Below are 24,293 nucleotides of genomic sequence, written 5' to 3'. Positions count from 1 at the left end.
ACGCCGGGCAGGTTCCTCCTGCCCGGTTTTTGCTTTTTAAAACATAAGACTACGGTCTCTCGAGACCACTTCCGGCGGGGGCCGGATGCCGGGTGGTGGAACCTGGCTAAACGGGGAAGCGCGTTCTGGTCGCCGGAACGCAAGCGGAGGGACTTGGAATGTCAGCTGAAGACGATACCAGGCGCGAAAAAGACGTCGATGTGGATATGATGGTCGCCGAGGTCGAGACCGGTGCCCGGTCAGCGGCAGGCGCGGCAGGTAAATTCATACTGGCACTCGCGTTCGTCTGGTCCACCTTCCAGATCTATATCGCCTCCAATGTTCCTTATGTCCTGACCGAGTTGACAGGGGTCAACGTTGTTTTCAACAATCAGGAAGCGCGGCAGTTCCACCTGGCGTTCGCCCTTGCGCTGGCGATGCTGGCCTATCCGCTTTTCAAGTCGTCACCGCGTGACCGTGTCCCTCTTTACGACTGGGTGCTGGCCTTGCTCGGCGCCTCGTCCTGTATCTATCTTTTTGTTTTCAAGGAAGAAATAGCCAGCCGCGCCGGTCTACCGACCACCGCCGATCTCGTCTTTTCGATCATGGGCATGATCAGCCTGGGCATCGCGGTCTACCGTTCTCTCGGTCTGCCGCTGGTGATTGTCGCCTCCGTTTTCGTCTTCTACGTCTTCTTTGGCCATGCCTCGTTCATGCCGGATGCGATCCAGTGGAAAGGGGCGTCCCTGGGCAAGGCCATGTGGCACTACTGGATGCAGTCGGAGGGCGTCTTCGGTGTGGCCCTCGGCGTTTCCGCCTCGATGATCTTTCTGTTCGTGCTTTTCGGCTCGCTGCTGGAGAAAGCCGGCGCGGGCAACTATTTCATCAAGCTGGCGTTTGCCCTCCTCGGCCATCTGCGCGGCGGTCCGGCCAAGGCGGCCGTGGTTGCTTCGGCCCTGTCCGGTCTCTACTCCGGGTCTTCCATCGCCAATGTGGTGACCACCGGCACCTTCACCATTCCGCTGATGAAGCGCACCGGGTTTTCGCCCGAAAAGGCGGGCGCCGTGGAAGTCGCTTCCTCCACAAACGGCCAGCTTACGCCGCCGGTCATGGGCGCGGCGGCGTTTCTGATTTCCGAATTTACCGGAATTTCCTATCCTGAACTCATCAAGCACGCCTTCCTGCCGGCGGTGATCTCCTACATAGCGCTCGTCTATATCGTGCATCTGGAAGCCCTGAAGCTGGGCCTGGAAGGCATGAAGCGGTCGACGATAACCGCCACCCTTGCGCGGCGTCTTTCCGGCGTTCTTTTCGGCTTCATCGCCATGTGCGTGCTTGCCGCCGTGGTCTATTACGGTCTCGGCTGGATCAAGGTGGTGTTTCCGAACCTGACTTTCACCGCTGCAGCGCTGATCTGTCTTGCCGCCTATGTCATTCTGGCTGTGGTTGCCTCCCGGTATCCGGATCTGGAGATGGACGACCCGAATGCTCCTATCGAAGAACTGCCAAGGGCATGGGACGTGGCAGTCACCGGGTTCTATTTCCTGCTGCCCATCGTCATCCTGATCTGGTGCATCCTGATCGAGCGCTTGTCGCCGACCACATCCGCCTATTGGGCGACCATCGCCATGCTCACCATCGTGCTCACCCAGCGGCCGCTGAAAGCCGCCTTGCGGGCAAGCGGCGAGATGAGCGCGGCCTGGAGAGAGGGCTTCAGGGACTTCGTCGACGGCATGATCTCCGGCGCCCGCAGCATGATCGGCATCGGTGTGGCCACGGGTGCCGCCGGCATCATCGTCGGGACGGTATCGCTGACCGGCGCGCACCAGGTGGTCGGCGAATTCGTCGAGTTCCTCTCCGGAGGCAACCTGATGCTCATGCTCTTTCTCGTGGCGATCATGAGCCTGATCCTCGGGATGGGTCTGCCGACAACAGCGAACTACATCGTGGTCTCGTCGCTGATGGCGCCGGTGATCGTCACCGTCGGTGCACAGAGCGGGCTGATCGTGCCTCTGGTCGCGGTGCATCTGTTCGTGTTCTATTTCGGTATCCTGGCGGATGACACGCCTCCTGTGGGTCTCGCGGCCTTTGCGGCGGCGGCCATATCCGGAGGGGACCCGATCCGCACCGGTATCCAGGGCTTCAGTTACGATATCCGCACAGCGCTTCTGCCGTTCCTCTTCATTTTCAACACGGAATTGCTGTTGATCGACGTCGGACCGGTGAAGGCGGTCTTCATCTTCGTCATCGGGGTGACGGCGATGATGCTCTTCGCGGCGGCGACGCAGGGATACTTCCTTGCCAGAAGCCGGATATGGGAGACTGTCGCCCTGCTTCTGGTCGCCTTCACGCTTTTCCGTCCGGGGTTCTGGCTCGACTACGTCCAGCCTCCTTATGTCGACCGGCCGGGTTCGGATCTGGTTCAGCTTGCCGGTGAGGTCGAGGACGGCGGTACGCTTCGAATTGTGGTTTCGGGACCGGATTTCGACGATCCCGACCAGATCGAGGATCTGACGCTGGTGCTTGAACTCGGGCCGAAAGCCGACGACGGGACCGACCGCCTTTTCAAGATCGGCCTGACGGTCATGGAAGACGGCGACAAGACGATCCTCGAGGAGCCGCTGCCCGGAACACCGTATTTCACCCAATTGCAGGGATACGACTACTACGCCGACGAAAGCGTGGTGGTTTCGAAAGTGCAATTGCCCGCAGAAAGGATGGCGAAGGAAGTCTTCTACATTCCTGCGTTGCTGCTGCTGGGGCTTGTGATCCTGATGCAGCGCCGCCGCCAGACCGTGCCGGCATACTAGAGAATTGGGGGAAATTCAATGACTGGAAAAGTTCTCGTATCGCTCGATCTCGGCGAAGCTGAAGACGCAAAGCAGCTTTTGAAGACGGCGGAGGAGCTTGCGAACCTTCGCAAGGACGAGCTTCATATCGTCACCGTCGTGCCGAGCTATTCCATGCCGATCGTCGGATCTTATTTCGGTCCAGGAGAGGAAGAGAAAGTTCTTGAGCGGGCACTTGCGGCTCTCAAGAGCTTTCTTTCCGAAAACGCCGCGTCTTCGGAGAAAGTCAAAGGGCATATCGCCCACGGCTCGATCTATTCGGAGATCATGAGGGTCGCGGACGAACTGGACTGTGACCTTATCGTGATCGGTGCCCACCGGCCCGGCCTTGGCGACTATCTGCTTGGTCCCAACGCGGCGCGCGTTGTGCGCCATGCCAAACAGTCCGTCTATGTCGTCCGGCACTGATGCGGCCGTTTTCAGATGGCCGGATATAAAGGCGGTCTTTCCCTGGACAGCCGGCCCGGGGCCAGTCCTGTAAGTGCGAAAAATGCTAGCCGTCGAAATGACGAGGGGGTTCGGTTTCCATCGGGAAACCGCGCGTTTTCCTGCCTTTTGCGGAATATTATCCGGTTAGCCTAAAAATTGAGGCAAACCTGTGCTCCGGGCTGAACGAAGTGTCAGGGGGAACACGGTAGACTCCACAGGCGTTACGGAAGGGGCTCGATGAGCGGCCCTATCCGTGGTGCATTGCCTCAAGTACCACTTCTGCAGCGGGGTCCCAGGGTTCCGCTGCAGCTTCTATCGGCTACTTCGCTTCGGCCGGTATGGGGTCAATCAGCGATCTTCAGGAACAGACTTCCTTCCGTGTGCGACTGTTCGGCGGCATCCAGAGCTTTCTGAAGTTCCGCTCCATGGTCGAAGTCCGGCTCGGCGGCGGTATCTTCCCGGATCGCGGACACGAAGCGCTCATAGACTGAGCGAACCGGCTCTGCGGCCACCTCACACCAGTTCGCCGTTTCAAGGTCGGGATCCCGGCAGACCCACAGGCTTCCGATCTGCTTTTCGAACCGGACCTCCAGACCACCCTCCTCGCCGTAGAGCCTGAGGCGCAGGTCGTTCAGGTGGCCGGAGGCGAAACGGGTCGCGCTGATGGTGCCAAGAGCACCGTTTTCCAGTTCCGCCTGAAGCGTGAAACTGTCATTGGCGTCCAGAACATGGTCGCCTATCCTGCCGCCCTCCGCCTTGTCGAATGTTTTCAGACGGCAGGACAGCGCGTCGACGCGGCTGCCGGCGGCAAAAGTGGTGAAATCCAGGATATGGATGCCGACATCGCCCAGGACCCCCTTGGAACCGTGACGTGTCGAGAGCCGCCAAAGCCACTGGTCCTGCGTGCGCCAGTCTCCCCAAGCGGGCTGGGTCAGCCAGCTTTGCAGATAAGAAGCTTCGAAGTGGCGCAACGTGCCGATGGTGCCTTCCGCCACAAGAGACGCAGCCTTCTGCAGCACGGCGACATCGCGGTAGCTGAGATTGACCATGCCGACCAGCTTCTTCTGCCGCGCAAGATCCGCCATCTCCAGGGCGTCCCGCGCATTGGTCGCGAGCGGCTTTTCGCACAGGACGTGTTTTCCGGCATTGAGGAATGCGAGGGTCGTGGCGTGATGCGCGGCGTCGGGCGTGACGTTGGACACCGCATCAAATTCCCCCCAGGCGATGGCTTCTTCCAGGGTGGCGAAGCTGTGCGGGATCGCGAAGCGGTCGCAAAAGTTCGACAGGGCCTCCGGCCTCCGGTCGACGCCGGCGACGACTTCAACCCCCGGAATTTTCTGATGGGCCGTAACATGATTGACGGCCATGTTGCCCGTGCCAAGGATCAGTATCCGGAGCGGGGTGGCAGCAGATGCCATAAGTGTTCTCCATAGCAACAAGAGCATGGGCCGGACGTTGATTCCATCCGGTGGAGGGACGACAGATCAGCGAAACCCTTCCTCGCCTTCCGAATGAAGCTTCGGACCGCGCTCCTCGATTTTTTCCGGCGCAGCCTCCACAGGCACGTTCGGAGCCTCATTGGGATCTTTCACGCGCGCCATCTGACTGAAGGCCCATTTGACGCCGTTCTTCAGAACGGTTTGCACGTTTGCGTCATGATAGGTCGGGTAGGTTTCGTGACCCGGCCGGAAATAGAAGACGTTTCCTGCACCGCGCTTGTAAGTCAGCCCCGAGCGGAAAACCTCGCCGCCCTGGAACCAGCTGATGAAGACCGTCTCCAGAGGCTCAGGCACGCCGAAGGGCTCGCCGTACATTTCCTCCATCTCCAGCTCGAAACTGTCCGGCAGACCCCGGGTTATGGGATGGTTGCGGCTGGTGACCCAGAGCCGCTCACGCTCACCGGCCTCGCGCCATGTCAGGTTGCAGGGGCTGCCCATCAGGCGCTTGAAGGGTTTGGAAAAATGCGCGGAATGCAGAAACACCATGCCCATGCCGGACCAGACGGCATCGCACACCCGTTCCACGACGTCGTCGGCGACATCGCCATGGGCGGCATGGCCCCACCAGATCAGAACATCCGTTTCGGCAAGCCGCTCCTCCGTCAAACCATGTTCGGGATCCTGGAGCGTCGCCGTCGTTGCGCTGATATCCGGGTCGGTGTTCAACGCATCGGCGATGCTTTGGTGCATGCCGTCCGGATAGAGGCCGGCTACGATCCTGTTGTGCTGTTCATGGACGTTCTCGCCCCAGACCACGGTTCTGATGTCCATGAAAGTACCTCCCGGTTGGCGGAAACTCTGATGAGATCTTGTGCAGCAAAAGAGATCCAAAGCGCTTTGGATAGCGCTAGCACCTGTCTTCGGGGCTGTCAATCGGCGAGAGCGGCAGTCGGCAGGCGCGGCGGTGTGCAGGCTCGGGCCGTGGGCAAATTCAATAGCCCGCGGTCAGGGCCCCTACACGGCGCGGGTCGGAAGATCCGGCAAGGACGCCGTCGGCCTTCATGACCGACTGGGTCGATCCCATCGCATTGCGGACCTCGATCTTGTGTCCGCGTTTCTCCAGAAGCTCGATCGTGTCCGGTGAGATACCTTCTTCTATGCGGATTTCGTCGGGGAGCCACTGGTGGTGAATGCGCGGTGCCGCCGTTGCCTCGGCGATGTTCATCTTGTGATCGATGACATTGAGGATGATCTGCAGCGTGGTGGTGATGATGCGGCTGCCGCCCGGCGAGCCGGTGGCCAGAAAGAATTCGCCGTCTCGGAAGACCAGCGTCGGGCTCATGGAGGACAGCGGACGCTTGCCGGCCTCGATGGCGTTGGCCGTGCCGCCGATCAGTCCGTATGCATTGGGAACACCCGGTTTGGCGGAAAAATCATCCAGCTCGTTGTTGAGCAGAACCCCTGTGCCGTCCGCCATCATGCCAACGCCATAGGAGAAGTTCAGCGTATAGGTGTTCGAAACCGCGTTGCCGTCCTTGTCGACGACGGAAAAATGCGTGGTTTCGTTGCTCTCGTAGGGAAGCGGATTGTCGGGACCGATCTCTTCGGAAAGCGTTGCCGCCTCCATACCAATGGTCTTCACCAGTTCCGCCGCATAGCCCGGGGCGGTCAGGCCAGTGACGGGCACGCTGACATAATCGGGGTCGCCAAGGTATTTCGACCGGTCCGCATAGGCACGGCGCATGGCTTCGGCCATGGCGTGAATGCTGTCGGCGGAATTCAGGCCGTATTCCGCGACCGGGAAAGCTTCCAGCATGTTGAGGATCTGGACGATGTGAACACCACCGGAGGAGGGCGGTGGCATGGAGGCGATTTCATAGCCGCGATAGATACCGCTGACGGGCTCGCGCCAGACCGGCCGATAAGATGCCAGATCCGCTGTCGTCATGCCGCCGCCGGCTTTCTGAACCTTGTCGGCGACCCTCGCGGCAACGTCGCCTTCGTAAAATCCTTCAGCTCCCTTGTCCGCAATCAGGCGCAGGGTCGAGGCAAGATCCTGCTGCTTCAGAACCTCGCCCGGAAGAGGAGCGATCAGTCCCTGCTTGTAAAAGACGGCCGCGGTTGCCGGATCCCTGGACAGGCGCGGCATGGCCGCGGTCAGGGCGGCGGACAGGCCGGGCGTTACTGTTATGCCGTCTTCGGCCAGTTCGATCGCCGGCGCGATCAGCTCCGCCCAGGACAGATTTCCGCTGCCGTGGCGTTGATGGGCTTGCGCGAAACCGGCGACGGTTCCCGGAACACCGATGGCCAGACCCGAGAAACGGGATTTGGTGTTGTCCGGTTCGCCGTCATCTCCAAGAAACATGTCCTTGAAGGCGGCCGCCGGGGCTTTTTCCCGGTAGTCGAGCGCCTCGGTTTGCCCGCTTTCGGACATATGTATGAGCATGAAGCCGCCGCCGCCGAGGTTGCCAGCCCGAGGCAGGGTTACCGCAAGGGCGAACCCGGTGGCGATGGCGGCGTCCACGGCGTTGCCACCCTTCTTGAGGACTTCCACGCCGACACCGGTCGCAACGGCTTCCTGACTTGCGACCATGCCGTTTTGCGCGACAACCGGCTGAAACCGGTCCTTGAGCGAGTAGATTGGGGTTTCCTGCGCGGTCAGGGAGCCTGCCTGCCCGAAGGTGAGTGCGGCGGCCAGCGCGAGCGAGCAGACAACGGATTCAAGGCGGCGGCGCATGGTTCCCTCCGGTATTTTGACCAGGTGCAAGTGTGCAGAATGCCGACGGGGGAGGCAACAGGTTCATTCCAAGGGGCGTTGGCATGACGCAAACGTGAAGCAGCCTGCCTGCACACGGTGCGATTGATTCACCGCAAGGCATCTCCGCCCGGGACCGGTAGAGTGCCTTTTCTGGCGCCACATCTGCCGGAAAACTCACGGATGCGGCTTGCCGTAAGGAGGCTTCATGGGACGCATGATTTTACGCAAGGCTTCTGCCGTTCTGTTGCGGGCGGTGTTTGCCGCAAGCGGTGCCGCGGTGTTTGGTTTGACCCCATCCGCACAGGCAGCCGATGAGACGGCCGGAAAAGCGCTGGCGCTGCGCTGGTGTGCCGCCTGTCATCTGGTCGCCGAGGATCAGCCGAGCGTTTCCAGCACGTCGCTGCCCAGCTTTTACGACATCGCCGCGGACCCGGAGTGGACCGAAGACCGTCTGGCGACCTTCCTGGTGGATCCGCATCCGGCGATGCCCGACATGAACCTGGGAAATGTCGAGATCGCCAATCTCGCCGCCTATATCACGTCGCTCAAGCCGTAGTCCCGGACATTACATATTGAATTCCGCGCGCATCGCGGCATGGAAGGAGCCTGCGATCTCCGGGTCGCCGGCGTCGAAGATTTCATCGGGCAGATTGTCGTTGAAGACCCGGACATCAATGGTCCTGTGAGTCATTGCTGCGCTTGCAAGGATATGATCGAGCGCCTGACCCTTGCCCTTGTGCAGGATCGTCCGGCGCCGGTCGAGCGGTAGCGAGGCGTCAAGCTGGAAAAGCCGGCGCGGGGCAAGGTCCGGCGAGGTGGTGTCATCCGGGTCGGCGCGCAGGAGACGCAAGGTTCCGGTTTCGCCGGTGGCATTGAAGTCTCCGGCTAGGATCACCTGCGCTGCCTCATCGGCATCGAGCAGCGCTTCGACCGCCAGGCGCAGTTCCAGGGCCTGCGCGATCTGTTTCAGGACAGAGAGCTGATAGCCTTCCGCCCAGGCCGGAATACTTTTCCATGTGCGGCTGTCCGTTTTGCCTCCCCGGATATTCGCCGCAATCGGCGCGCGCAGGTGAACCGCGAAAAGATGCAGCGGCTTACCGACGCCGATATCGATTTCGGTTTTCAGGACGGGCCGGTCGAATTCGATCGCCTGCGGTGCACCATATGCCGGGTCGGCCGTTCCGGGTTGCCACAGAATCGGATGGGCATGAGCCTGAAAGAGGCTCTCGGCGGATATGATCGGGAAGCGCGACAGAACCACCAGATTGTGCCTGTCACCCGGTCCCTTGCCCGGTGCCCGCTCGCTGGCGGCAAGGTGATAGACCTCGTAGGGCGTATCCGAGAGCAGCAGGTCAAGCGCCGGAAACCCGCGCCTGGGAGCCCCCGTCACCTTTTGTGCGTTTACCTCCTGGAGGCAGAGAATATCGGCATCCAGTTCCCGTATTCTCGGTCGCAGGGCGTTCACTCGCGGTTTCAAAGCCGCTGCGTCGAAACGATCGGCGCCGAAGGATTCGATGTTGAAGGTTGCAAGTTTCATTGCGCCGGGCCAGACCGTATGGAACGTGGACCGACACCTTAGCGGTGGGACGGTTCTGTGAACCAGTGGTAGAGAACAAAAAGTTTGATGTCAGGAGACCGGCATGGCCGATGACCCTTGTCCGTGTGGCGGCGGCGAACCGATCGATCGCTGCTGCGGGCGTTTTCTCGGCGGCGAAGCGTTTCCCGAAACCGCGGAAGCGCTGATGCGCTCGCGATACACCGCCTATGTCCGACAGAATATTGCCTACCTGAAAGAAACACTCTGGCCGAAACACCAGGATGGCTTTGATGAGTTGGAAACCGCCAGATGGGCGGCTCAAAATCACTGGACCGGCTTGCGCGTCCTGGCAACTGAAAAAGGCGGGAAAGGCGACCGCGAAGGCACGGTTCTTTTCGAAGCAAGATATCTTTCCGGCGGCACATTGCACACGCACCGGGAACTTAGCCGTTTCCGTAAAAAGGCCGGCCGCTGGTACTATGCGGAAGCCCTGCCGGAATAACTGGCCTGCGAGCGGTTGAGCGTTTTCCCGGAAAAAATGTCCGGCTCCTGCGGAAGGCGGCGGGGGCAGGAGCCGGACCAAACTGCGGATAGAAGGGGAGGCAACCCTCGACATCCGCAATGCTGTTGCACTTTTTCGATCGGTCGGGACCGATACTGCGCGGTTGGCAGGTCCTTCGAATCAATGTTCACTATTTGTTCCATATTCGGCAAGGCACGTCAAGCCTGGATTCCCAGAGGCGTCCTGTGTGTTGCGGTTATGGACATCGGCGGTCCTATTCGCAGGCCCGCCACGTTCACGTATCTGTGAATCGATACGGATGCCGGAATTTCAATCGCCATTGAATATTAAGGCCTTCATGTCACAAATACGGACAAGAATTCAAAAAGGATCCGTGTTTGCGATTTTCGGCTTTCTTGGCAAAACCTTTTCAAAACGCCGTCTTGTCTCAGGCTCTGGGCAAGGCAGCGAAGGCTGCCGCGCTGCTGCGGGGCAGTGGGACGGACCAGGGTACCGCGGGCCGCATGGCGGTTTCGACGTTCGCGATCCGTGTTGGCGGCGCGGCGCTTGCCTATCTCTCACAGATCGTTCTGGCGCGGCTTCTTGGAGCGCATGATTACGGTATTTACTCCGTTGCATGGACCTTCCTGATTGTCATCGGCGCGATGACCTGTGGCGGGTTTTCAACGTCCGCCAGCCGGTTTATCCCGCAATATCTGCAGACCGGCGATATGGACGGCCTGCGCGGCTTTCTGCGTATCAGCCGGCAAACCGCCTTCTTTCTCGGAACAGTGACCGGTGCGCTCGGGATCGGCCTTGTTTTCATGTTCCGCTCGGCTATCGATGCCGATTACGTTCTGCCGCTGATTGCCGTTTTGTTCGCCTTGCCGTTCTTCACAATCGCCCAGGTGCAGGATGGTATCGCACGCAGTTATGACTGGCCGGCGCTGGCGATGGTGCCCACCTATATCTGGCGACCCCTGACCATTCTGCTGCTGCTTGTTCTTGCCGCGCTCGCCGGGCTGCAAACCGACGCCCTGACGGCCACGGTCGCGGTCGTATCGGCCACCGTTTTGATCGCGCTCTACCAATATGTTCATCTGCAGGGACGGCTGGCGCCGAAGGTTCCGGCCGGTCCCCGCAAGGTCGACCTGAAGTTCTGGCTGGCGGTTTCCGCGCCGATGCTTCTGGTGGACGGGTTCCTGCAACTGATCACCAGTGCCGACGTCATCATGATCAGTTTCTTTGAAGACCCGGACAAGGTGGCGGTCTATTTCGCCGCTTCCAAGACCCTTGCCCTCGTCCATTTCGTCTATTTCGCGGTGAGATCGGCTTCAGCGCACCGGTTTTCCGGTTATCTGCACAATGATGATCGGGCCGGCCTTGCCGATTATGTCCGCCAGGCGACACACTGGACCTTCTGGCCGTCTCTTGCCGCCGGTGCGGGGTTGCTGCTGATCGCGCCGCTGCTGCTGCGCATGTTCGGCAGTGGCTTTGAAAGCGGTTATCCGCTGATCGCACTGTTGATGATCGGTGTCCTTGCCCGGGCATCCGTCGGTCCGGCGGATGCTTTGTTGACCATGACCGGGCACCAGAAGTCCTGTGCCGTGATTTATGCGGCAACCTTCCTGATGAACGTTGTTTTCAACCTCGCCCTGATCCCGTTGCTGGGTCTTGCAGGCGCGGCAATCGCCACGAGTTGCGCCATCTTCTTCGAGGCTGCGGCTCTTGCGCTGACGGTAAGACGCAAGCTTCATATCACGACATTCGTCGTACCCCTCCTCTTCGTAACCAGGGAGCGGCCGGTTGACCCGTGATTCGATTGCTCCACCGGAACCGGAGTTCTGTTTCTTCGATCCTTTGAATGAAGACCTGCCGCCCGGCGTCTGGCGGCAGTTGTGCAATGATGCGCTCGATCCGAATCCGTTTTTCAGTCCGGCGTTTCTGTGCCCCTATCTGCGGCATATGGAACATCGGCCGGTTCGGCTTGCCGTCGTCCGTGACGGCAGGACGGGTGTCTGGCTGATGGCCGCTCCCGTGGGCCGGCGCCGTCTCGGGCTCACGTTCGCTGCCGCCACGGTCTGGGCGACGGATTATTCTCCACTCGGTACGCCCCTCATGCACCCGCAGGCCGGGCCGGATGCCGTTGCCGCCTTTCTCAAGGGCGCTGCCGGATCCGGAGCGCTGCTTGCCATTCCCTATCTGCCGCTCGCCTCGCAAACAGCTTCGCATCTGTGTGGAACCAACGCGGTGCGGATAACGGTCACAGCGCAGGAAAAGCGATCGGGTCATGATGCGGGTCCCAAAGGCCAAGAGCAGTTGCAGGCCGCCTTCAGCGGCAAAAGGCGCAAGGAAATGCGCAGGCTGCTGCGCCGTCTCGGGGATGAACATGAATTAAGTTTTGAAAGCCTGACCGGTCAGGCCGTGCCGGCTGCCTTCGACGCTTTTCTCCGACTGGAGGCCTCGGGGTGGAAGGGCAGGTCGGGAACAGCGCTGTCAAGCCGTCCGCAGACCGAAGCCTTCTCCAGATCCGCAATCGCCAACCTTGCTGCCGGGGACGGCGTACGCATCGATCAGCTCAAGGTCGGCGATACGTTGGTTGCAGCGCTTGTGCTCATTCAAGATCGGGGGCGTGTCTTTTCCTGGAAGATCGCCTTCGACGAGAACCGGGCGCGCTTTTCTCCAGGCGCGCAGATCACGCTGCATGCGCTGCGGGAAAATCTGGACATGCCGGGGTTCAAGGGCGCAGATTCCCTGGCAGTTCCCGGCCATTCCATGATCGAGCCGCTCTGGCGGGGTCGCGTTGAAACCGCGACGCTGCTGGCCTCGCTGGGGACCGTGGGACATCTGAAGGCAGTCCTCGGCGATGCGGACCTGAATGCAAAGCGCGCATTGCGCCGGAGCCTCCGGGCGGTCAAGAAACGTCTTGGAAGGGCCTGATCGGCCGAATACCCTACAGTTCCCGCCTCGCCTGCTCGCGAAGCTCCCGGCGGATGATCTTGCCGGTAGTGGTCATCGGCAAGGCCTCCACGAATGCGATCTCGCGCGGATATTCATGGGCGGACAGACGCTCACGGACGAATGCGCGGATACTGTCCTCCAGCGTCTTGCCCCCGGATACCCCGGGGTTCAGAACGACATAGGCCTTCACGATTTCCGTGCGCAGCGGATCGGGTTTGCCGATGGCGGCGGCCAGCGCCACGGATGGGTGTTTGATCAGGCAATCCTCGATTTCACCCGGCCCGATCCGGTAACTCGCGGAGGTGATGATGTCGTCGTCGCGGCCGATGAAATGAACATAACCATCCTCATCGATCACCCCCTGATCTCCGGTGATCATCCAGTCGCCGATGAACTTTTCAGCGGTTGCCTCCGGCTTGTTCCAGTATTTCAGGAACATCACCGGATCGGGCCGCCTGACGGCAATCTGGCCGGGTGTCTCCGGCGGTAGGGGCATTCCGGCGTCATCCACAATCGCCACCTCGTGGCCGGGTGTCGCCTTGCCGATAGCTCCGGACCGGCTGACACCGATTTCCGACGCGGATCCAAGAACGGCGTTGCATTCGGTCTGGCCGTAAAACTCATTAACCGGAAAGCCGAATTCTTCGGCGAACCAGTCATAGGTTTCCCGGCCGAGTGTCTCACCGGCCGAGCCGACGCTGCGCCAGTCAAGCTTGAAGCGCTTGCCTGGGGCGTCGACACTGCGCAGCATTTTCAAGGCCGTTGGTGGAATGAACACATTGCGGATGGCCTGTTGTTCGAGAAGACGAAAGGCGAATTCCGGATCGAATTTTCTGGACGCATGGCAAACCACGGGCACGCCGAGCGCCAGTGCGGGAAATAGGGCGTTCAAAAGGCCACCGGCCCAGGCCCAGTCGGCCGGCGTCCAAAGGATATCTCCGCTCCGGCCGAGAAAATTCTGCGACAGTTCGATGCCAGGCATATGGCCGGCCAACACGCGGTGACCGTGCAGGACGCCCTTGGGCTGGCCTGTCGTGCCCGAGGTATAGATAATCAGCGCTGGATCGTCCGGCGAGGTTTGCAGGGTCTCGAAGCTGTCGGATGCCGCGGACAGGAGATCTTCGAAGGCATGCACTCCGGATTCCGGCCCATCCACCGAGACAACCAACTCGAGGCCGGGAAGGTCGCTGCGGATTTCCGCCAGCTTGGCAAGGCCCGCGTTGTCGGTGACAAGCGCCCTGGCACCGGAGTCCAAAAGGCGGTAGCGCAAGGCCTCACGTCCGAAGAGGGACGCCAGCGGCACTGCAATCGCACCGAGCTTATAGGCGGCAAGATGGCCAATCGCCGTTTGCGGGATCTGCGGCATGAGCAACGCCACCCTGTCGCCACGCCGGATGCCCTGCGCCTGAAGGGCATTGGCAAAGCGGTTCGCCGCCCGGTTCAAAGCCTGATGGCTCCAGTCCTGAAGCGAGCCGTCCGACAGCACGTGGCGTATGGCAAGACGGTCCGGGTCGCTCACCGCCCACCGGTCGTTCACAGCGCCGGCCATATTGTATGTATTCGGCAAGGACCAACGGAAACGGGCTTTCAGCGAGTCATAGTCGCCGGCGGGCTGCAGCATAGATCGGATTCCAGTGCTAAAAAATTAGGCAGCGGAGTTTAGTGTGGAGAATGCTGCAGCGCAATAGAGCTCCGGCTGTCACTTTTTGGCCAGCGGATGCGCGCTTTCGACCAGCTCCCGTAAGCGTTCATCGAGAACATGGGTGTAGATCTGCGTGGTGGAAATATCCGCATGTCCCAGAAGTTGTTGCACCACACGCAGGTCAGCTCCGTTCTGCAGGAGATGCGAGGCGAAGGCGTGGCGCAGGACGTGTGGGGAAACCTTTGAGGCGTCGAGCCCGGCAGAGGCTGCAAGGTGCTTCAGGTCGCGGGCAAAATGTTGCCGGGTCAGATGTCCGCTGCCGCCGTGTGACGGGAACAGCCAGGGGCTTTTTTCATGAGCGCCCTCGGCGGCGCGCAACCCGACATAATCCTTCATGGCCGCCTGGGCTGCCCGGGACAGCGGAACCAATCGTTCCTTTCCGCCCTTGCCCCTGACTTCGATCAGGCGCGCGTCGCGCAAGGCGGCCGACACCGGCAGGGCAACCAGTTCGGAGACCCTGAGGCCGGTTGCGTAAAGGGTTTCGATCAGCGTGTACATGCGCTGGACACGCAGGCGGGCAGCAGCGCTTTTCTGGGGCCTTACTGTCTCGGCCCGAGCCGTCTCGATCAAGGTGTCGACCTCGTCCATCGAGAGCACCTTGGGCAGACTGCCGCGTTTCTTTGGCGCGGACAGGGTGCGGGTCGGATCGTCCTCCCGGCTGCCTTCCGCATACAGAAACTTGTAGAATTGTTTCAGCGCCGAAAGCCGGCGTGCCTGCGAGGTTTCGGCGAAACCGCGCCGAACGAGGTCACCCAGATAGGCGGAGATGTCCTCGGAGTGGGCGGCGGCCAGCGTTCTGCCACCGAGAAATCCCGAGAAATCCTCCAGATCCCGCCGGTATCCATCAAGGGTGTTCTCGGCCGCGCCGCGTTCGGCGGCCAGCATTTCCAGAAAATTTTCCAGATCGAAATCAGTAGCCATCAGCGGCCAAAACCGTCTTTCTTGACACGAACCGTGATTTCCCGCTCGCGCGGGTCGACAAAATTCGCCAGCGAATAAATCGCCCCATACCCGAGCGCGCCCAGCAGAAGCAGTGCAAACAGCAATCGTGTCAGGGTCGGCACGTCGGATCTCCCGGATCGTAGCATTCGGCGAATCGGATGCCGAATTGTTTCAGCAAGCGAGCGGCGGGCGCAAGGGATCAGATAACGACAACTTCCCGCGTTCCCCCCGTGTCTTTTTCGCGGAATATGTTACAACGCCGCAATGAAAGAAAACGACACGATACGGAGCCCCGAAGAAGGCGACGCGGGAATGACAGCACAATCCGTCGACCTCGCCCGGCTCGTTCAGGCCCTTGGGCGCCGATCTATCGTTCTCGTCGGCATCATGGGGTGCGGGAAGTCGACGGTCGGTAAGCGCCTCGCACACCGGCTCGGGCTGGAATTCGTCGATGCGGACAGTGAAATCGAACGTGCTGCCAACATGACAATTTCCGAGATTTTCGCCGAGCATGGCGAAGACTATTTCCGCAGCGGCGAAGAGCGGGTGATCGCCCGGCTTTTGCGCGAAGGCCCTCAGGTTCTGGCGACCGGCGGCGGCGCTTTCATGAGTGAGGCGACCCGCACGGAGATCGCGGGACAGGGCCTTTCCATCTGGCTCAAGGTGGATCTGGACACCGCAATGTCCAGGGTGCGCCGGAGGGCGACCCGGCCGTTGCTGCGCAATCCTGATCCGGAGGGGACCATGCGCAAGCTGCTGGCCGAGCGGGAGCCTGTCTACGCAATGGCGGCAATGACGGTGCAGTCCAGGGACGTTCCGCACGAGGCTGTGGTGGACCAGATCGTCCTAACACTCGCTGACCACCTGTTGCAGGGTGAGGGCGGGAGCCTTTCGAAGACTTCAATTTCCTGAATTTCAAAGTGTGACACCATGGCAGATACGGCACTAGCAGACGTTGAAAACGGATCCGGGGAAGATGTGAATGTCGTGCGCGTCGATCTTGGCGAACGCAGCTACGACATCAAGATCGGCCGCGGCCTTCTGGCAACGGCCGGAGCGGATATCGCTTCGGTTCTACCCGGTGCGCGTCTGGCGGTCGTTGTGGATGAAACCGTTGCAGGGCTGCATCTCAAGGATTTCACGAAAAGCCTGAATGCCGCGGGCCTGGAGCATTCGGTGATCACCGTTCCGCCCGGCGAGGGCACCAAGTGTTTTCGCGAGTTCGAGCGGCTGTGTGACGAAATCCTGGCCGCGAAGCTGGAACGCGGTGATGCGGTCGTCGCGCTGGGTGGCGGTGTGGTTGGCGACCTGACCGGGTTCGCCGCAGCCGCTGTGCGGCGGGGAATGGCCTTCATTCAGGTGCCGACGACGCTTCTGTCCCAGGTGGACAGTTCCGTTGGCGGCAAGACCGGCATCAATTCGCGGCACGGCAAGAACCTGATCGGCGCTTTCCACCAGCCGGCGCTGGTGCTGGCCGATACGGCCATTCTCGACACGCTGTCCCCCCGCGAGTTCCGGGCAGGGTATGCGGAAGTAGCGAAATACGGTCTGCTTGGCGACGCGGATTTCTTTGCATGGCTCGAATCCAACTGGCAGGCGGTCTTTTCCGGAGGTGCCGAGCGGGAAGAGGCGATTGCCCGCTCCTGTCAGGCCAAGGCCGATGTCGTTGCCGCGGATGAACTGGAATCCGGTCGCCGGGCACTGCTCAATCTGGGGCATACCTTCGGCCATGCGCTGGAATCGGCGGTCTCCTACGAAACGGTGCGGCTTGTTCATGGCGAAGGGGTCTCTATCGGCATGATGCTGGCGCATGAATTTTCCGAGCGGCTCGGTCTGCTCGATGAAGAGACGACCGTGCGGGTGCGCAAACATCTTACGGATGTCGGACTGCCGGTGCGGACAGATCAGATTCCGGGGCAATTGCCGCCGGCGGAAACCTTCATGGATATCATCGCGCAGGACAAGAAGGTGAGTCGCGGTGCCCTGACCTTCGTCCTGACCCGCGGCATCGGCGAAGCCTTTGTCGAAAAGGGTGTGGACCCGGCGCAGGTTCTGGAATTTCTCAAGGAGAAACTCGCGGGATGATGGAAACGACTCTCTGGCTGGCGATTGCCGCCATTTTTGTGCTTCTTGGTCTTTCCGGTTTCTTTTCCGGCTCGGAAACGGCGCTGACCGCCGCGTCCCGTGCCCGGCTGCATCAGATTGAAAAGACCGGCGACTGGCGGGCGGGCGTGGCGAACCGTCTGATGGCGTCCCGGGAACGTTTGATCGGTGCGCTGCTTCTCGGCAACAATCTCGTCAATATTCTGGCCTCTGCCCTTGCGACAAGTGTGTTTCTGAGTCTCTTCGGCGAAGCGGGGGTGGCGCTGGCGACACTGGTGATGACCTTGCTGGTGCTGGTTTTTTCCGAGGTTCTGCCGAAAACATGGGCGATTTCCAACCCGGAGCGGTTCGCTCTGGCAGTCTCGCCGATTGTCCGCCTGGTCGTGGCGGTCTTCGGGCCGGTGGTGATCGGTGTGGAGTGGATTGTCCGCCACCTCCTGAAACTCCTCGGGGTCAATGTTGACGACGACAGGTCCATTCTTTCCGCGCTCGACGAGTTGCGCGGCGCTGTCGATCTGCAACATATCGAAGGCGCTATCGAGAAGGGGGAGCGCGACCGTCTCGGCGGTCTGCTCGACCTCGCCGAACTGGAAGTGTCCGACGTGATGGTGCACCGGACAAACATGGTTGCGCTCAACGCCGACGACGATGCCGCCAATCTGGTAAACGCCACGCTGGCGTCACCTTACACACGCATTCCGTTATGGCAGGGCAAGAGCGACAATTTTGTCGGTGTCCTGCATGCCAAGGACCTTTTGCGGGCCCTGCATGCTGTTGGCGGAGATGCCGGGAAGATCGATATTCTGGATATCGCGGCTCCCGCATGGTTCGTGCCGGACACGACCAGCCTGAAAGACCAGCTCAATGCCTTCCTGCGCAACAAGTCGCACTTCGCGCTCGTTGTCGACGAATATGGCGAAGTGATGGGTCTGGTGACGCTGGAGGATATTCTGGAGGAGATCGTCGGGGAGATCGCGGACGAGCACGATGTCGAACTGGAAGGTCTGCGCCCGCAGGCGGACGGTTCGGTGATCGTTGACGGGTCAGTCCCGATCCGTGACCTCAATCGTGCCGCCGACTGGAACCTGCCGGACGACGAGGCGACGACAATCGCCGGTCTCGTCATCCACGAGGCCCGGATGATACCGGAAGAACGGCAGATCTTTACCTTCCACGGTTTCCGCTTCACGGTTCTCAGACGGGAAAAGAACCGGATAACCCGGCTGAGGATCATGCCGCTCGGGCAATCCCCGGCCATGAAGACCCATATTGTCGGGCCGGTCTCTCCCGCGACGGCGGCAGATGCCCTGACAGCAAAACCGGGCGGGTAGACGTGAGCCGGGGCGTGCTCACCCTGTTTCCGCCGTGCGCGCTGTTGTCGCGGGTCGTGTCCCAGGAGTTTCGGCCGGTGCTTGAAAGAGGGGATGATTCTGCCGCGGCGGAGGAGGCACAGCGTTCCTGATCAAGTCGTTTTCGGATAGCTTGTTGGTGCGCAACTGGAAACAGAAGCGTTTCGAGGGCTGCTATTACGCGATATTGATCGCTGTTCTCACAGGACTGCTTGCGCGTCTCATCGCATCATGTTCATTCTCCAGCCGGATCCGGGATCTTGTGGGTGGGTAACAACCGGAGAACGTTTGAAATCAGACGTCCGCGACACGTGTCGCGCGCGGGTCCGGTTCGCTGTCGGCGCGGATCTCCAGTGCCAGGGCGTGGACGCCATTCGCCAGTTCCTCCGCCAGAACGTCGTTGACCGCCCGATGGCGGGCCAGACGGTTCAGGCCTTCGAACGCGGAAGCGGCGATCTGTACGCGAAAATGGGTCTCCCCACCCTCTCTCCAGCCGCCGTGGCCTCGGTGCTTTTCGGATTCGTCAACCACGTTGAGGTAGGAAGGCGAGAAGGCCGAGGTCAGCTTGTCGACAATAATCTCTTTTGTGCTCATGTTTTTAACGTGGAGTCCCTGTTTTCAAAGTTCAAGTCTTTGCTGGCCCAACTGCGACTGATAATGTAGCGGGCTTTCCGACGTCCGGGAGCCGCGGCGCCACATTGGCTCCGGCCCCCGGTTCAACGCAATCGCCTGCGGTGTGTCCGCAGCCTGATGGATCTCAAGATCTTACCGCATGAAACTGGAATCCAAACTCTTCGACAGCATTCGGGTCAAACCGGACAAGGAACGGGCAAAGCAGGACGGACATCCGGTCTGCGAACATCCGGGATGCAAGAGGCCCGGAACCCATAAGGCCCCGAAAGGGCGCGACCGGGAAGGCCAGTATTTTAATTTCTGTGTCGATCACGTTCGCGAGTACAACAAGTCCTACAATTATTTCAACGGAATGGGCGACGACGATGTGCGCTCCTATCACAAGGACAGCCTGACCGGCCATCGTCCGACTTGGAAGATGGGCGTGAACCGGGAGGCGGCCGAAGGCCCTGACGGGCATGATACCCGCGCCGACACGCGGACAAATGCGCAGCGCAGAGCCGCGCAAGCCCATCGTCCGCGCCAAAGAAAGCTGCTCGCGCTTGAAAAACGCTCACTGGATGTGCTCAATCTGGCTTACACAGCCCGTGGCACCGAGATAAAAGCGCGCTATAAGGAGCTTGTGAAATTGAACCATCCGGACGCCAATGGCGGTGACAGGTCTTCCGAAGACCGCCTGCGGGAGATCATTCAGGCCTATAATGTCCTGAAAAAAGCCGGTTTCCTTTGAGCCTGCAGGGTCCTGCCGGCTTCCCCCAATTGACCCTTCCCGAGAATTACGGGACTGCGGAGGACTGATGACAGAGACGACGACTGCGGCCATCGCCATGCCGGATACTGAAGTTTCCGTGGAAGAGGTTTTCGGTTTCAACTCCGGCCTCAAGGTACCGGCATTTTCCGCGCCGTCCGAGCATGTACCTGAGCGAGACGAAGATTACCTGTTCGACCGGGCGACAACATTGGCGATTCTCGCCGGCTTTGCGCACAACCGCCGCGTTATGGTGACCGGCTATCACGGCACGGGCAAATCGACGCACATCGAGCAGGTCGCCGCCCGTCTCAACTGGCCTTGTATCCGCGTCAACCTGGACAGCCATATCTCGCGAATCGACCTTGTCGGCAAGGATGCGATTGTCTTGAAGGACGGCCAGCAGGTGACGGAATTCAAGGACGGCATCCTGCCCTGGGCCTACCAGCACAACGTCGCGCTGGTCTTCGACGAATATGACGCCGGCCGGCCGGACGTGATGTTCGTGATCCAGCGCATTCTGGAATCTTCCGGCCGCCTGACGCTGCTCGACCAGAGCCGCGTCATTCGCCCGCATCCCGCGTTCCGCCTGTTCGCCACGGCCAACACGGTGGGTCTGGGCGATACCTCCGGCCTTTATCACGGCACGCAGCAGATCAACCAGGCGCAGATGGACCGCTGGTCGATCGTCACCACACTGAATTATCTGCCGCATGACAATGAGGTCGACATTGTTCTGGCCAAGGCCAAACATTTCCGCACGGATGAAGGCCGCCAGACCGTCTCCAAGATGGTGCGTCTCGCGGATATGACCCGGAACGCCTTTGTCAACGGCGACCTTTCCACGGTCATGAGCCCGCGGACGGTGATCACCTGGGCTGAAAACGCCGAGATCTTTGGCGATATCGGCTTTTCCTTCCGCCTGACCTTCCTCAACAAATGCGATGACATGGAGCAGTCCCTGGTGGCCGAGTTCTATCAGCGCTGCTTCGGTGAGGAGCTGCCGGAATCGTCCGTCAACGTGGTGATGAGCTGAGGGTCCCATGGCACCCAGTGCAAGTGAGGGCTTAGCAAGTGCGTGAAACACGGGCCAGGCCGGGCAACAATTCCCTTCCGGGCAACAAGCCCGCACCGACCACCGAGCCGTTCAAGCAGTCGGTGAGCGGCACCATGCGCGCGATTTCAGGCGAAGCGGAACTGGAGGTGATTTTCTCCGGAGACCGTCCCGGCCTCAGTGGCCTGTCCGCCCGTTTGCCCGAGCCGTCGCGCAAGGTGAATGCGCATGAAATTGCCGTGACGCGGGGTCTTTCCGATTCCATGGCACTGCGCATCGCCTGCCACGACAAGGCACTGCATGCCAAGAACATGCCGCAGGGCGCGGAAGGGCGGGCGATCTTCGAGGCCCTCGAGCAGGCGCGCTGCGAGGCCGTCGGCGCACGGCGGATGCAGGGCGTTGCCGACAATCTGGCGGTGATGCTGGACGACCGGTTCCGCAAATCCGGTGCGCCCGATATTGCCAGCCGCGAGGACGCGCCGCTTCAGGATGCGCTGTCGCTGATGGTGCGCGAGCGGCTTACCGGCGCCGAGCCGCCGGCAAGCGCACGAAAGCTCGTCGATATGTGGCGCGGCTGGATCGAGGAAAAGGCCGGCGACGATCTCGACAAGCTCGAAGCGGAAGTGGAAGACCAGAACCTCTTTGCAGATCGTCTGCGCGATGTGCTCAGATCTCTCGACATGGCCGACGAGATCGGTGACCGGGACGAGGACACGGATCCCGATCAGAACGAGGATCAGGGCGACAACGACGAAGCCGAAAGCGGCGAAGACGGCGAAGAGGACAGTGGCGACCAGGAAGCCGCTCCCCAGGAAATGGAGCTTTCCGGCGAGGAGCAGGACAGCGGCGACACGGAAGCCGCCGAAGCCGATATGGATGACTTCGCCGACCAGGACATGGCCGAGGACGCGGAGGAGCCGGGCGAAAGTGATCGGCCCAATTCGCCCTTCAGCAATCGGCCGGAAACTGATTACCGGGTCTTCACCCATCAGTTCGACGAGACCGTCACCGCCGAAGAGCTGTGCGATATGGCGGAGCTCGACCGTCTTCGCGGTTTTCTGGACAAACAGCTGACGCCGCTTCAGGGCGCCGTCGCCCGGCTTGCCAACCGCCTTCAGCGCAAGCTGATGGCGCAGCAGAACCGGGCCTGGGATTTCGATCTGGAGGAAGGCCTGTTGGACACGGCGCGGCTGACGCGCGCGGTGACCGACCCGATGGCTCCCCTGGCGTTCAAACAGGAGCGGGACACGAATTTCCGCGATACGGTCGTGACGCTGCTTCTCGACAATTCCGGTTCCATGCGCGGCCGGCCGATCACCGTCGCCGCGACCTGCGCAGATATCCTGGCACGGACGCTGGAACGCTGCGGCGTGAAGGTGGAGATCCTCGGTTTCACCACCAAGGCGTGGAAAGGCGGACAGTCGCGGGAAAGCTGGATAGGCGCCGGCAAACCGCCGACACCCGGACGGTTGAACGATCTGCGGCATATTATCTACAAATCCGCGGACGCGCCGTGGCGGCGGGCCCGGCGCAATCTCGGCCTGATGATGCGCGAAGGACTGCTGAAGGAGAATATCGACGGCGAGGCGCTGATGTGGGCACACGACCGGCTGATGGCGCGTCCCGAACAGCGCCGCATCCTGATGATGATCTCCGACGGGGCGCCGGTGGACGACACGACGCTGTCGGTGAACCCGGGTAATTATCTGGAGCGCCACCTGCGCTATATGATCGAGGAAATCGAGACCAGATCCCCGGTCGAACTGATTGCCATCGGCATCGGCCACGACGTCACGCGCTACTACCAGCGGGCGGTGACCATCGTCGATGCGGAGGAACTGGCCGGAGCGATGACCGACCAGCTGGCCAATCTCTTTGACGACAACGTCCAGCAGGACCCCCAGTCACGCGGGCGCCGCCGCGCCGGCCGCCGGTAATCGGCACGGCGCAACGCATGACGGGAAGACGGTTCCGGCATTTTCTGAAACCCGCCACTGCCCTGGCCGTGTTCGCCACGGTGCTTGCCGCGCCGGCCGCCGGGTTTGCCGACGAACCGTTGAGCCAGGGAAAGCCCGTCAATGTCCGGACCAAGGCAATCGACATCTTCCAGATCGGCCGTGAAGAGCGGACTTTCGGCAAGCTGACATTTCTCGGCGGGTTGGAGCTGCTGGCGTCCGATCGGGAGATCGGGGGACTTTCCGGACTTATCAGTCTCGATGGCGGGAGCGCCTTCCTCGCGGTGACCGACCACGGTCATTGGGTGAGTGGCCGGATTGCACAGACAGCGGAAGGGACACCGCTGGATGTTTCCGGCGTCCGCATGGCGCCGCTGCTCGGTGCTGACGGCAAGACCCTCAAGGCCCGCTGGGGGCACGACACGGAAGCCCTGGCACTGGACGGCTCCGATCTTTACGTAACCGCCGAAACCAAGAACGCGATCTACCGTTACCCCTGGCCTCTGGCAACCGGCAAGGAGCGCATGCTCGGCGAAGTGAAGCTTGTGGAGGATATTCGCATGCTTCCTCGAAACACCGGGCTGGAAGCGCTGGCGATCGCCCCACACGGCAGCTCCGTTGCGGGCAGCCTGATTGCGGTTGCTGAAACCTCAACCAATGACGGGAACGTTCTTGACGGTTACATCATCGGGCAGAAGGGGACGGACAGGTTCAGCATCCGCCGGCATGACGGGTTCGATGCCACGGACGCGGCCTATCTGCCCGACGGCGATCTGTTGCTTGTGGAGCGCCGGTTCACGCTGCTCGACCTGATCGGTCTGCGGCTGCGCCGCTTCCCGGGCGAATCCATTCGTCCGGATGCCCTCCTGGAGGGTGAATTGCTGCTTGAAGCGGATTTCGGCTATCAGATCGACAATATGGAAGCGCTGGCCGTGCACCGGAACGAGGCCGGCGAAACAATCCTGACCCTGCTGTCCGACGACAACAGGTCGTTTCTTCAACGGACGATCCTGTTGAGGTTCCGTCTGGAAGATTAGGCGACAGGGCAGCTTTGTAATACCAAGCGACGAATTTGACGACTCTTTTGGATTCCCAAAGTTTCGCGAATATGATTCCTGATGGGGAACATGAGGAGTTTGCCATGTCCGCCCCTATCCGTCTTCGAGATGACTTTGATGCTCCAACCCTTCGTCATCTAGCCCGTGGCTCGGTGAATGCCGATCAAACACGGCGCCTTTTGGCGCTTGCAGTGATCTATGACGGCGGCTTGCGCAGCGATGCGGGTGCGGTCGGCGGCGTGACGGTCCAGGTGATCCGCGACTGGGTCTTGCGTTTCAATGCAAAAGGCCCCGA

The 24,293-nt window shown here is 60.9% G+C and carries 21 protein-coding genes and 1 pseudogene; 14 read left to right on the top strand and 8 right to left on the bottom strand.

All coding sequences use genetic code 11. The annotated features are described in order from the left end of the window. The first annotated feature begins 158 nt into the window (after nucleotides 1–158). Nucleotides 159–2,789, top strand: coding sequence for a TRAP transporter permease (locus OA90_RS04580; RefSeq protein WP_068407991.1), 2,631 nt, complete (start codon nucleotides 159–161; stop codon nucleotides 2,787–2,789). 18 nt (nucleotides 2,790–2,807) lie between these two features. Continuing rightward, nucleotides 2,808–3,236, top strand: coding sequence for a universal stress protein (locus OA90_RS04575; RefSeq protein WP_068407990.1), 429 nt, complete (start codon nucleotides 2,808–2,810; stop codon nucleotides 3,234–3,236). A 365-nt stretch (nucleotides 3,237–3,601) separates the two neighbouring features. Here OA90_RS04575 and OA90_RS04570 read toward each other — a convergent pair whose 3' ends face one another. The 3 genes from OA90_RS04570 to ggt form a co-directional block, all read right to left on the bottom strand. Then, nucleotides 3,602–4,675, bottom strand: coding sequence for a Gfo/Idh/MocA family oxidoreductase (locus tag OA90_RS04570; RefSeq protein WP_068407988.1), 1,074 nt, complete (start codon nucleotides 4,673–4,675; stop codon nucleotides 3,602–3,604). A 66-nt stretch (nucleotides 4,676–4,741) separates the two neighbouring features. Beyond that, complete coding sequence (locus tag OA90_RS04565) at nucleotides 4,742–5,527, bottom strand: ThuA domain-containing protein (RefSeq protein WP_068407987.1); 786 nt, start codon at nucleotides 5,525–5,527, stop codon at nucleotides 4,742–4,744. Nucleotides 5,528–5,687: 160 nt separating this feature from the next. Then, nucleotides 5,688–7,433: a gamma-glutamyltransferase gene (gene ggt, locus OA90_RS04560; protein ID WP_068407986.1), complete on the bottom strand. Its 1,746-nt coding sequence runs from the start codon at nucleotides 7,431–7,433 to the stop codon at nucleotides 5,688–5,690. A 226-nt stretch (nucleotides 7,434–7,659) separates the two neighbouring features. Here ggt and OA90_RS04555 point away from each other — a divergent pair, with 226 nt between their 5' ends. After that, the gene (locus OA90_RS04555) at nucleotides 7,660–8,010 is read left to right on the top strand and encodes a cytochrome c (RefSeq protein ID WP_068407985.1); all 351 of its coding nucleotides are present in this window, start codon (nucleotides 7,660–7,662) and stop codon (nucleotides 8,008–8,010) included. Between the two features lie 9 nt (nucleotides 8,011–8,019). Here OA90_RS04555 and OA90_RS04550 read toward each other — a convergent pair whose 3' ends face one another. Next, nucleotides 8,020–8,991, bottom strand: a complete 972-nt coding sequence (locus OA90_RS04550; protein ID WP_068407984.1) for an endonuclease/exonuclease/phosphatase family protein — start codon at nucleotides 8,989–8,991, stop codon at nucleotides 8,020–8,022. 103 nt (nucleotides 8,992–9,094) lie between these two features. Between OA90_RS04550 and OA90_RS04545 the strand changes: the two genes are divergently transcribed. The 3 genes from OA90_RS04545 (at nucleotide 9,095) to OA90_RS04535 (ending at nucleotide 12,433) form a co-directional block, all read left to right on the top strand. Continuing rightward, on the top strand, nucleotides 9,095–9,493 hold the full coding sequence (locus OA90_RS04545) for a YchJ family metal-binding protein (RefSeq protein WP_068407982.1): 399 nt from the start codon (nucleotides 9,095–9,097) through the stop codon (nucleotides 9,491–9,493). Between the two features lie 443 nt (nucleotides 9,494–9,936). Next, on the top strand, nucleotides 9,937–11,310 hold the full coding sequence (locus OA90_RS04540) for a lipopolysaccharide biosynthesis protein (RefSeq protein WP_068408689.1): 1,374 nt from the start codon (nucleotides 9,937–9,939) through the stop codon (nucleotides 11,308–11,310). Continuing rightward, nucleotides 11,300–12,433 (top strand): GNAT family N-acetyltransferase, encoded by a 1,134-nt coding sequence (locus tag OA90_RS04535; protein WP_068407980.1) that lies wholly within the window; start codon nucleotides 11,300–11,302, stop codon nucleotides 12,431–12,433. Before OA90_RS04540 ends, OA90_RS04535 begins: the two co-directional genes overlap by 11 nt. Nucleotides 12,434–12,446: 13 nt before the next feature. On the opposite strand, the gene OA90_RS04530 is transcribed toward OA90_RS04535, so the two are convergent. The 3 genes from OA90_RS04530 to OA90_RS28970 all read right to left on the bottom strand — a co-directional run bounded on the left by OA90_RS04530 (nucleotide 12,447) and on the right by OA90_RS28970 (nucleotide 15,220). Beyond that, the gene (locus OA90_RS04530; RefSeq protein ID WP_068407976.1) at nucleotides 12,447–14,075 is read right to left on the bottom strand and encodes an AMP-binding protein; all 1,629 of its coding nucleotides are present in this window, start codon (nucleotides 14,073–14,075) and stop codon (nucleotides 12,447–12,449) included. 78 nt (nucleotides 14,076–14,153) lie between these two features. Further along, nucleotides 14,154–15,077 carry a site-specific tyrosine recombinase XerD gene (xerD, locus tag OA90_RS04525; RefSeq protein WP_068407974.1) on the bottom strand — a complete coding sequence of 308 codons (924 nt, stop codon included), beginning with the start codon at nucleotides 15,075–15,077 and terminating at the stop codon, nucleotides 14,154–14,156. Continuing rightward, on the bottom strand, nucleotides 15,077–15,220 hold the full coding sequence (locus OA90_RS28970; RefSeq protein ID WP_170107213.1) for a hypothetical protein: 144 nt from the start codon (nucleotides 15,218–15,220) through the stop codon (nucleotides 15,077–15,079). Before OA90_RS28970 ends, xerD begins: the two co-directional genes overlap by 1 nt. A gap of 190 nt (nucleotides 15,221–15,410) precedes the next feature. Here OA90_RS28970 and OA90_RS29440 point away from each other — a divergent pair, with 190 nt between their 5' ends. Genes OA90_RS29440 through OA90_RS04510 form a run of 3 tightly spaced genes read left to right on the top strand, consistent with a single transcriptional unit; the run spans nucleotide 15,411 to nucleotide 18,532 of the window. After that, nucleotides 15,411–16,010 carry a shikimate kinase gene (locus tag OA90_RS29440; RefSeq protein ID WP_199823614.1) on the top strand — a complete coding sequence of 200 codons (600 nt, stop codon included), beginning with the start codon at nucleotides 15,411–15,413 and terminating at the stop codon, nucleotides 16,008–16,010. An 18-nt stretch (nucleotides 16,011–16,028) separates the two neighbouring features. After that, a complete protein-coding gene (aroB, locus tag OA90_RS29435; RefSeq protein ID WP_068407968.1) occupies nucleotides 16,029–17,183 on the top strand; it encodes a 3-dehydroquinate synthase in 1,155 nt (384 codons plus the stop codon). After that, complete coding sequence (locus tag OA90_RS04510) at nucleotides 17,180–18,532, top strand: HlyC/CorC family transporter (protein ID WP_082836845.1); 1,353 nt, start codon at nucleotides 17,180–17,182, stop codon at nucleotides 18,530–18,532. The genes aroB and OA90_RS04510 overlap by 4 nt, the downstream gene beginning before the upstream one ends. Nucleotides 18,533–18,844: 312 nt before the next feature. Here OA90_RS04510 and OA90_RS04505 read toward each other — a convergent pair whose 3' ends face one another. Next, nucleotides 18,845–19,144: a BolA family protein gene (locus tag OA90_RS04505; protein ID WP_068407966.1), complete on the bottom strand. Its 300-nt coding sequence runs from the start codon at nucleotides 19,142–19,144 to the stop codon at nucleotides 18,845–18,847. A gap of 178 nt (nucleotides 19,145–19,322) precedes the next feature. Here OA90_RS04505 and OA90_RS04500 point away from each other — a divergent pair, with 178 nt between their 5' ends. The 5 genes and pseudogenes from OA90_RS04500 to OA90_RS28470 form a co-directional block, all read left to right on the top strand. After that, complete coding sequence (locus OA90_RS04500; protein ID WP_068407964.1) at nucleotides 19,323–19,913, top strand: DnaJ domain-containing protein; 591 nt, start codon at nucleotides 19,323–19,325, stop codon at nucleotides 19,911–19,913. Between the two features lie 67 nt (nucleotides 19,914–19,980). Next, nucleotides 19,981–20,967, top strand: coding sequence for a cobaltochelatase subunit CobS (cobS, locus tag OA90_RS04495; protein WP_068407958.1), 987 nt, complete (start codon nucleotides 19,981–19,983; stop codon nucleotides 20,965–20,967). Nucleotides 20,968–21,005: 38 nt separating this feature from the next. Continuing rightward, nucleotides 21,006–22,922, top strand: a complete 1,917-nt coding sequence (gene cobT, locus OA90_RS04490) for a cobaltochelatase subunit CobT (RefSeq protein ID WP_068407955.1) — start codon at nucleotides 21,006–21,008, stop codon at nucleotides 22,920–22,922. Nucleotides 22,923–22,939: 17 nt separating this feature from the next. Continuing rightward, complete coding sequence (locus OA90_RS04485) at nucleotides 22,940–23,977, top strand: esterase-like activity of phytase family protein (RefSeq protein WP_068407953.1); 1,038 nt, start codon at nucleotides 22,940–22,942, stop codon at nucleotides 23,975–23,977. A 104-nt stretch (nucleotides 23,978–24,081) separates the two neighbouring features. Further along, nucleotides 24,082–24,293: pseudogene (locus tag OA90_RS28470) on the top strand (IS630 family transposase); the annotation flags it as partial.

This window comes from Labrenzia sp. OB1 (genome assembly GCF_001624695.1).
In the GTDB taxonomy this organism is placed as follows: Bacteria; Pseudomonadota; Alphaproteobacteria; order Rhizobiales; family Stappiaceae; genus Roseibium.
This window is presented reverse-complemented; position numbering and strand designations above follow the sequence as displayed.

Coding starts and splice junctions, on each gene's coding strand:
- OA90_RS04555 (WP_068407985.1), top strand. CDS start 7,660: ATGGGACGCATGATTTTACGCAAGGCTTCTGCCGTTCTGTTGCGGGCG.
- OA90_RS04565 (WP_068407987.1), bottom strand. CDS start 5,527: ATGGACATCAGAACCGTGGTCTGGGGCGAGAACGTCCATGAACAGCAC.
- xerD (WP_068407974.1), bottom strand. CDS start 15,077: ATGGCTACTGATTTCGATCTGGAAAATTTTCTGGAAATGCTGGCCGCC.
- ggt (WP_068407986.1), bottom strand. CDS start 7,433: ATGCGCCGCCGCCTTGAATCCGTTGTCTGCTCGCTCGCGCTGGCCGCC.
- OA90_RS04500 (WP_068407964.1), top strand. CDS start 19,323: ATGAAACTGGAATCCAAACTCTTCGACAGCATTCGGGTCAAACCGGAC.
- OA90_RS04575 (WP_068407990.1), top strand. CDS start 2,808: ATGACTGGAAAAGTTCTCGTATCGCTCGATCTCGGCGAAGCTGAAGAC.
- aroB (WP_068407968.1), top strand. CDS start 16,029: ATGGCAGATACGGCACTAGCAGACGTTGAAAACGGATCCGGGGAAGAT.
- OA90_RS04550 (WP_068407984.1), bottom strand. CDS start 8,991: ATGAAACTTGCAACCTTCAACATCGAATCCTTCGGCGCCGATCGTTTC.
- OA90_RS04530 (WP_068407976.1), bottom strand. CDS start 14,075: ATGCTGCAGCCCGCCGGCGACTATGACTCGCTGAAAGCCCGTTTCCGT.
- OA90_RS04510 (WP_082836845.1), top strand. CDS start 17,180: ATGATGGAAACGACTCTCTGGCTGGCGATTGCCGCCATTTTTGTGCTT.
- OA90_RS04505 (WP_068407966.1), bottom strand. CDS start 19,144: ATGAGCACAAAAGAGATTATTGTCGACAAGCTGACCTCGGCCTTCTCG.
- OA90_RS04485 (WP_068407953.1), top strand. CDS start 22,940: ATGACGGGAAGACGGTTCCGGCATTTTCTGAAACCCGCCACTGCCCTG.
- OA90_RS04570 (WP_068407988.1), bottom strand. CDS start 4,675: ATGGCATCTGCTGCCACCCCGCTCCGGATACTGATCCTTGGCACGGGC.
- OA90_RS29440 (WP_199823614.1), top strand. CDS start 15,411: ATGACAGCACAATCCGTCGACCTCGCCCGGCTCGTTCAGGCCCTTGGG.
- cobS (WP_068407958.1), top strand. CDS start 19,981: ATGACAGAGACGACGACTGCGGCCATCGCCATGCCGGATACTGAAGTT.
- OA90_RS04580 (WP_068407991.1), top strand. CDS start 159: ATGTCAGCTGAAGACGATACCAGGCGCGAAAAAGACGTCGATGTGGAT.
- OA90_RS04545 (WP_068407982.1), top strand. CDS start 9,095: ATGGCCGATGACCCTTGTCCGTGTGGCGGCGGCGAACCGATCGATCGC.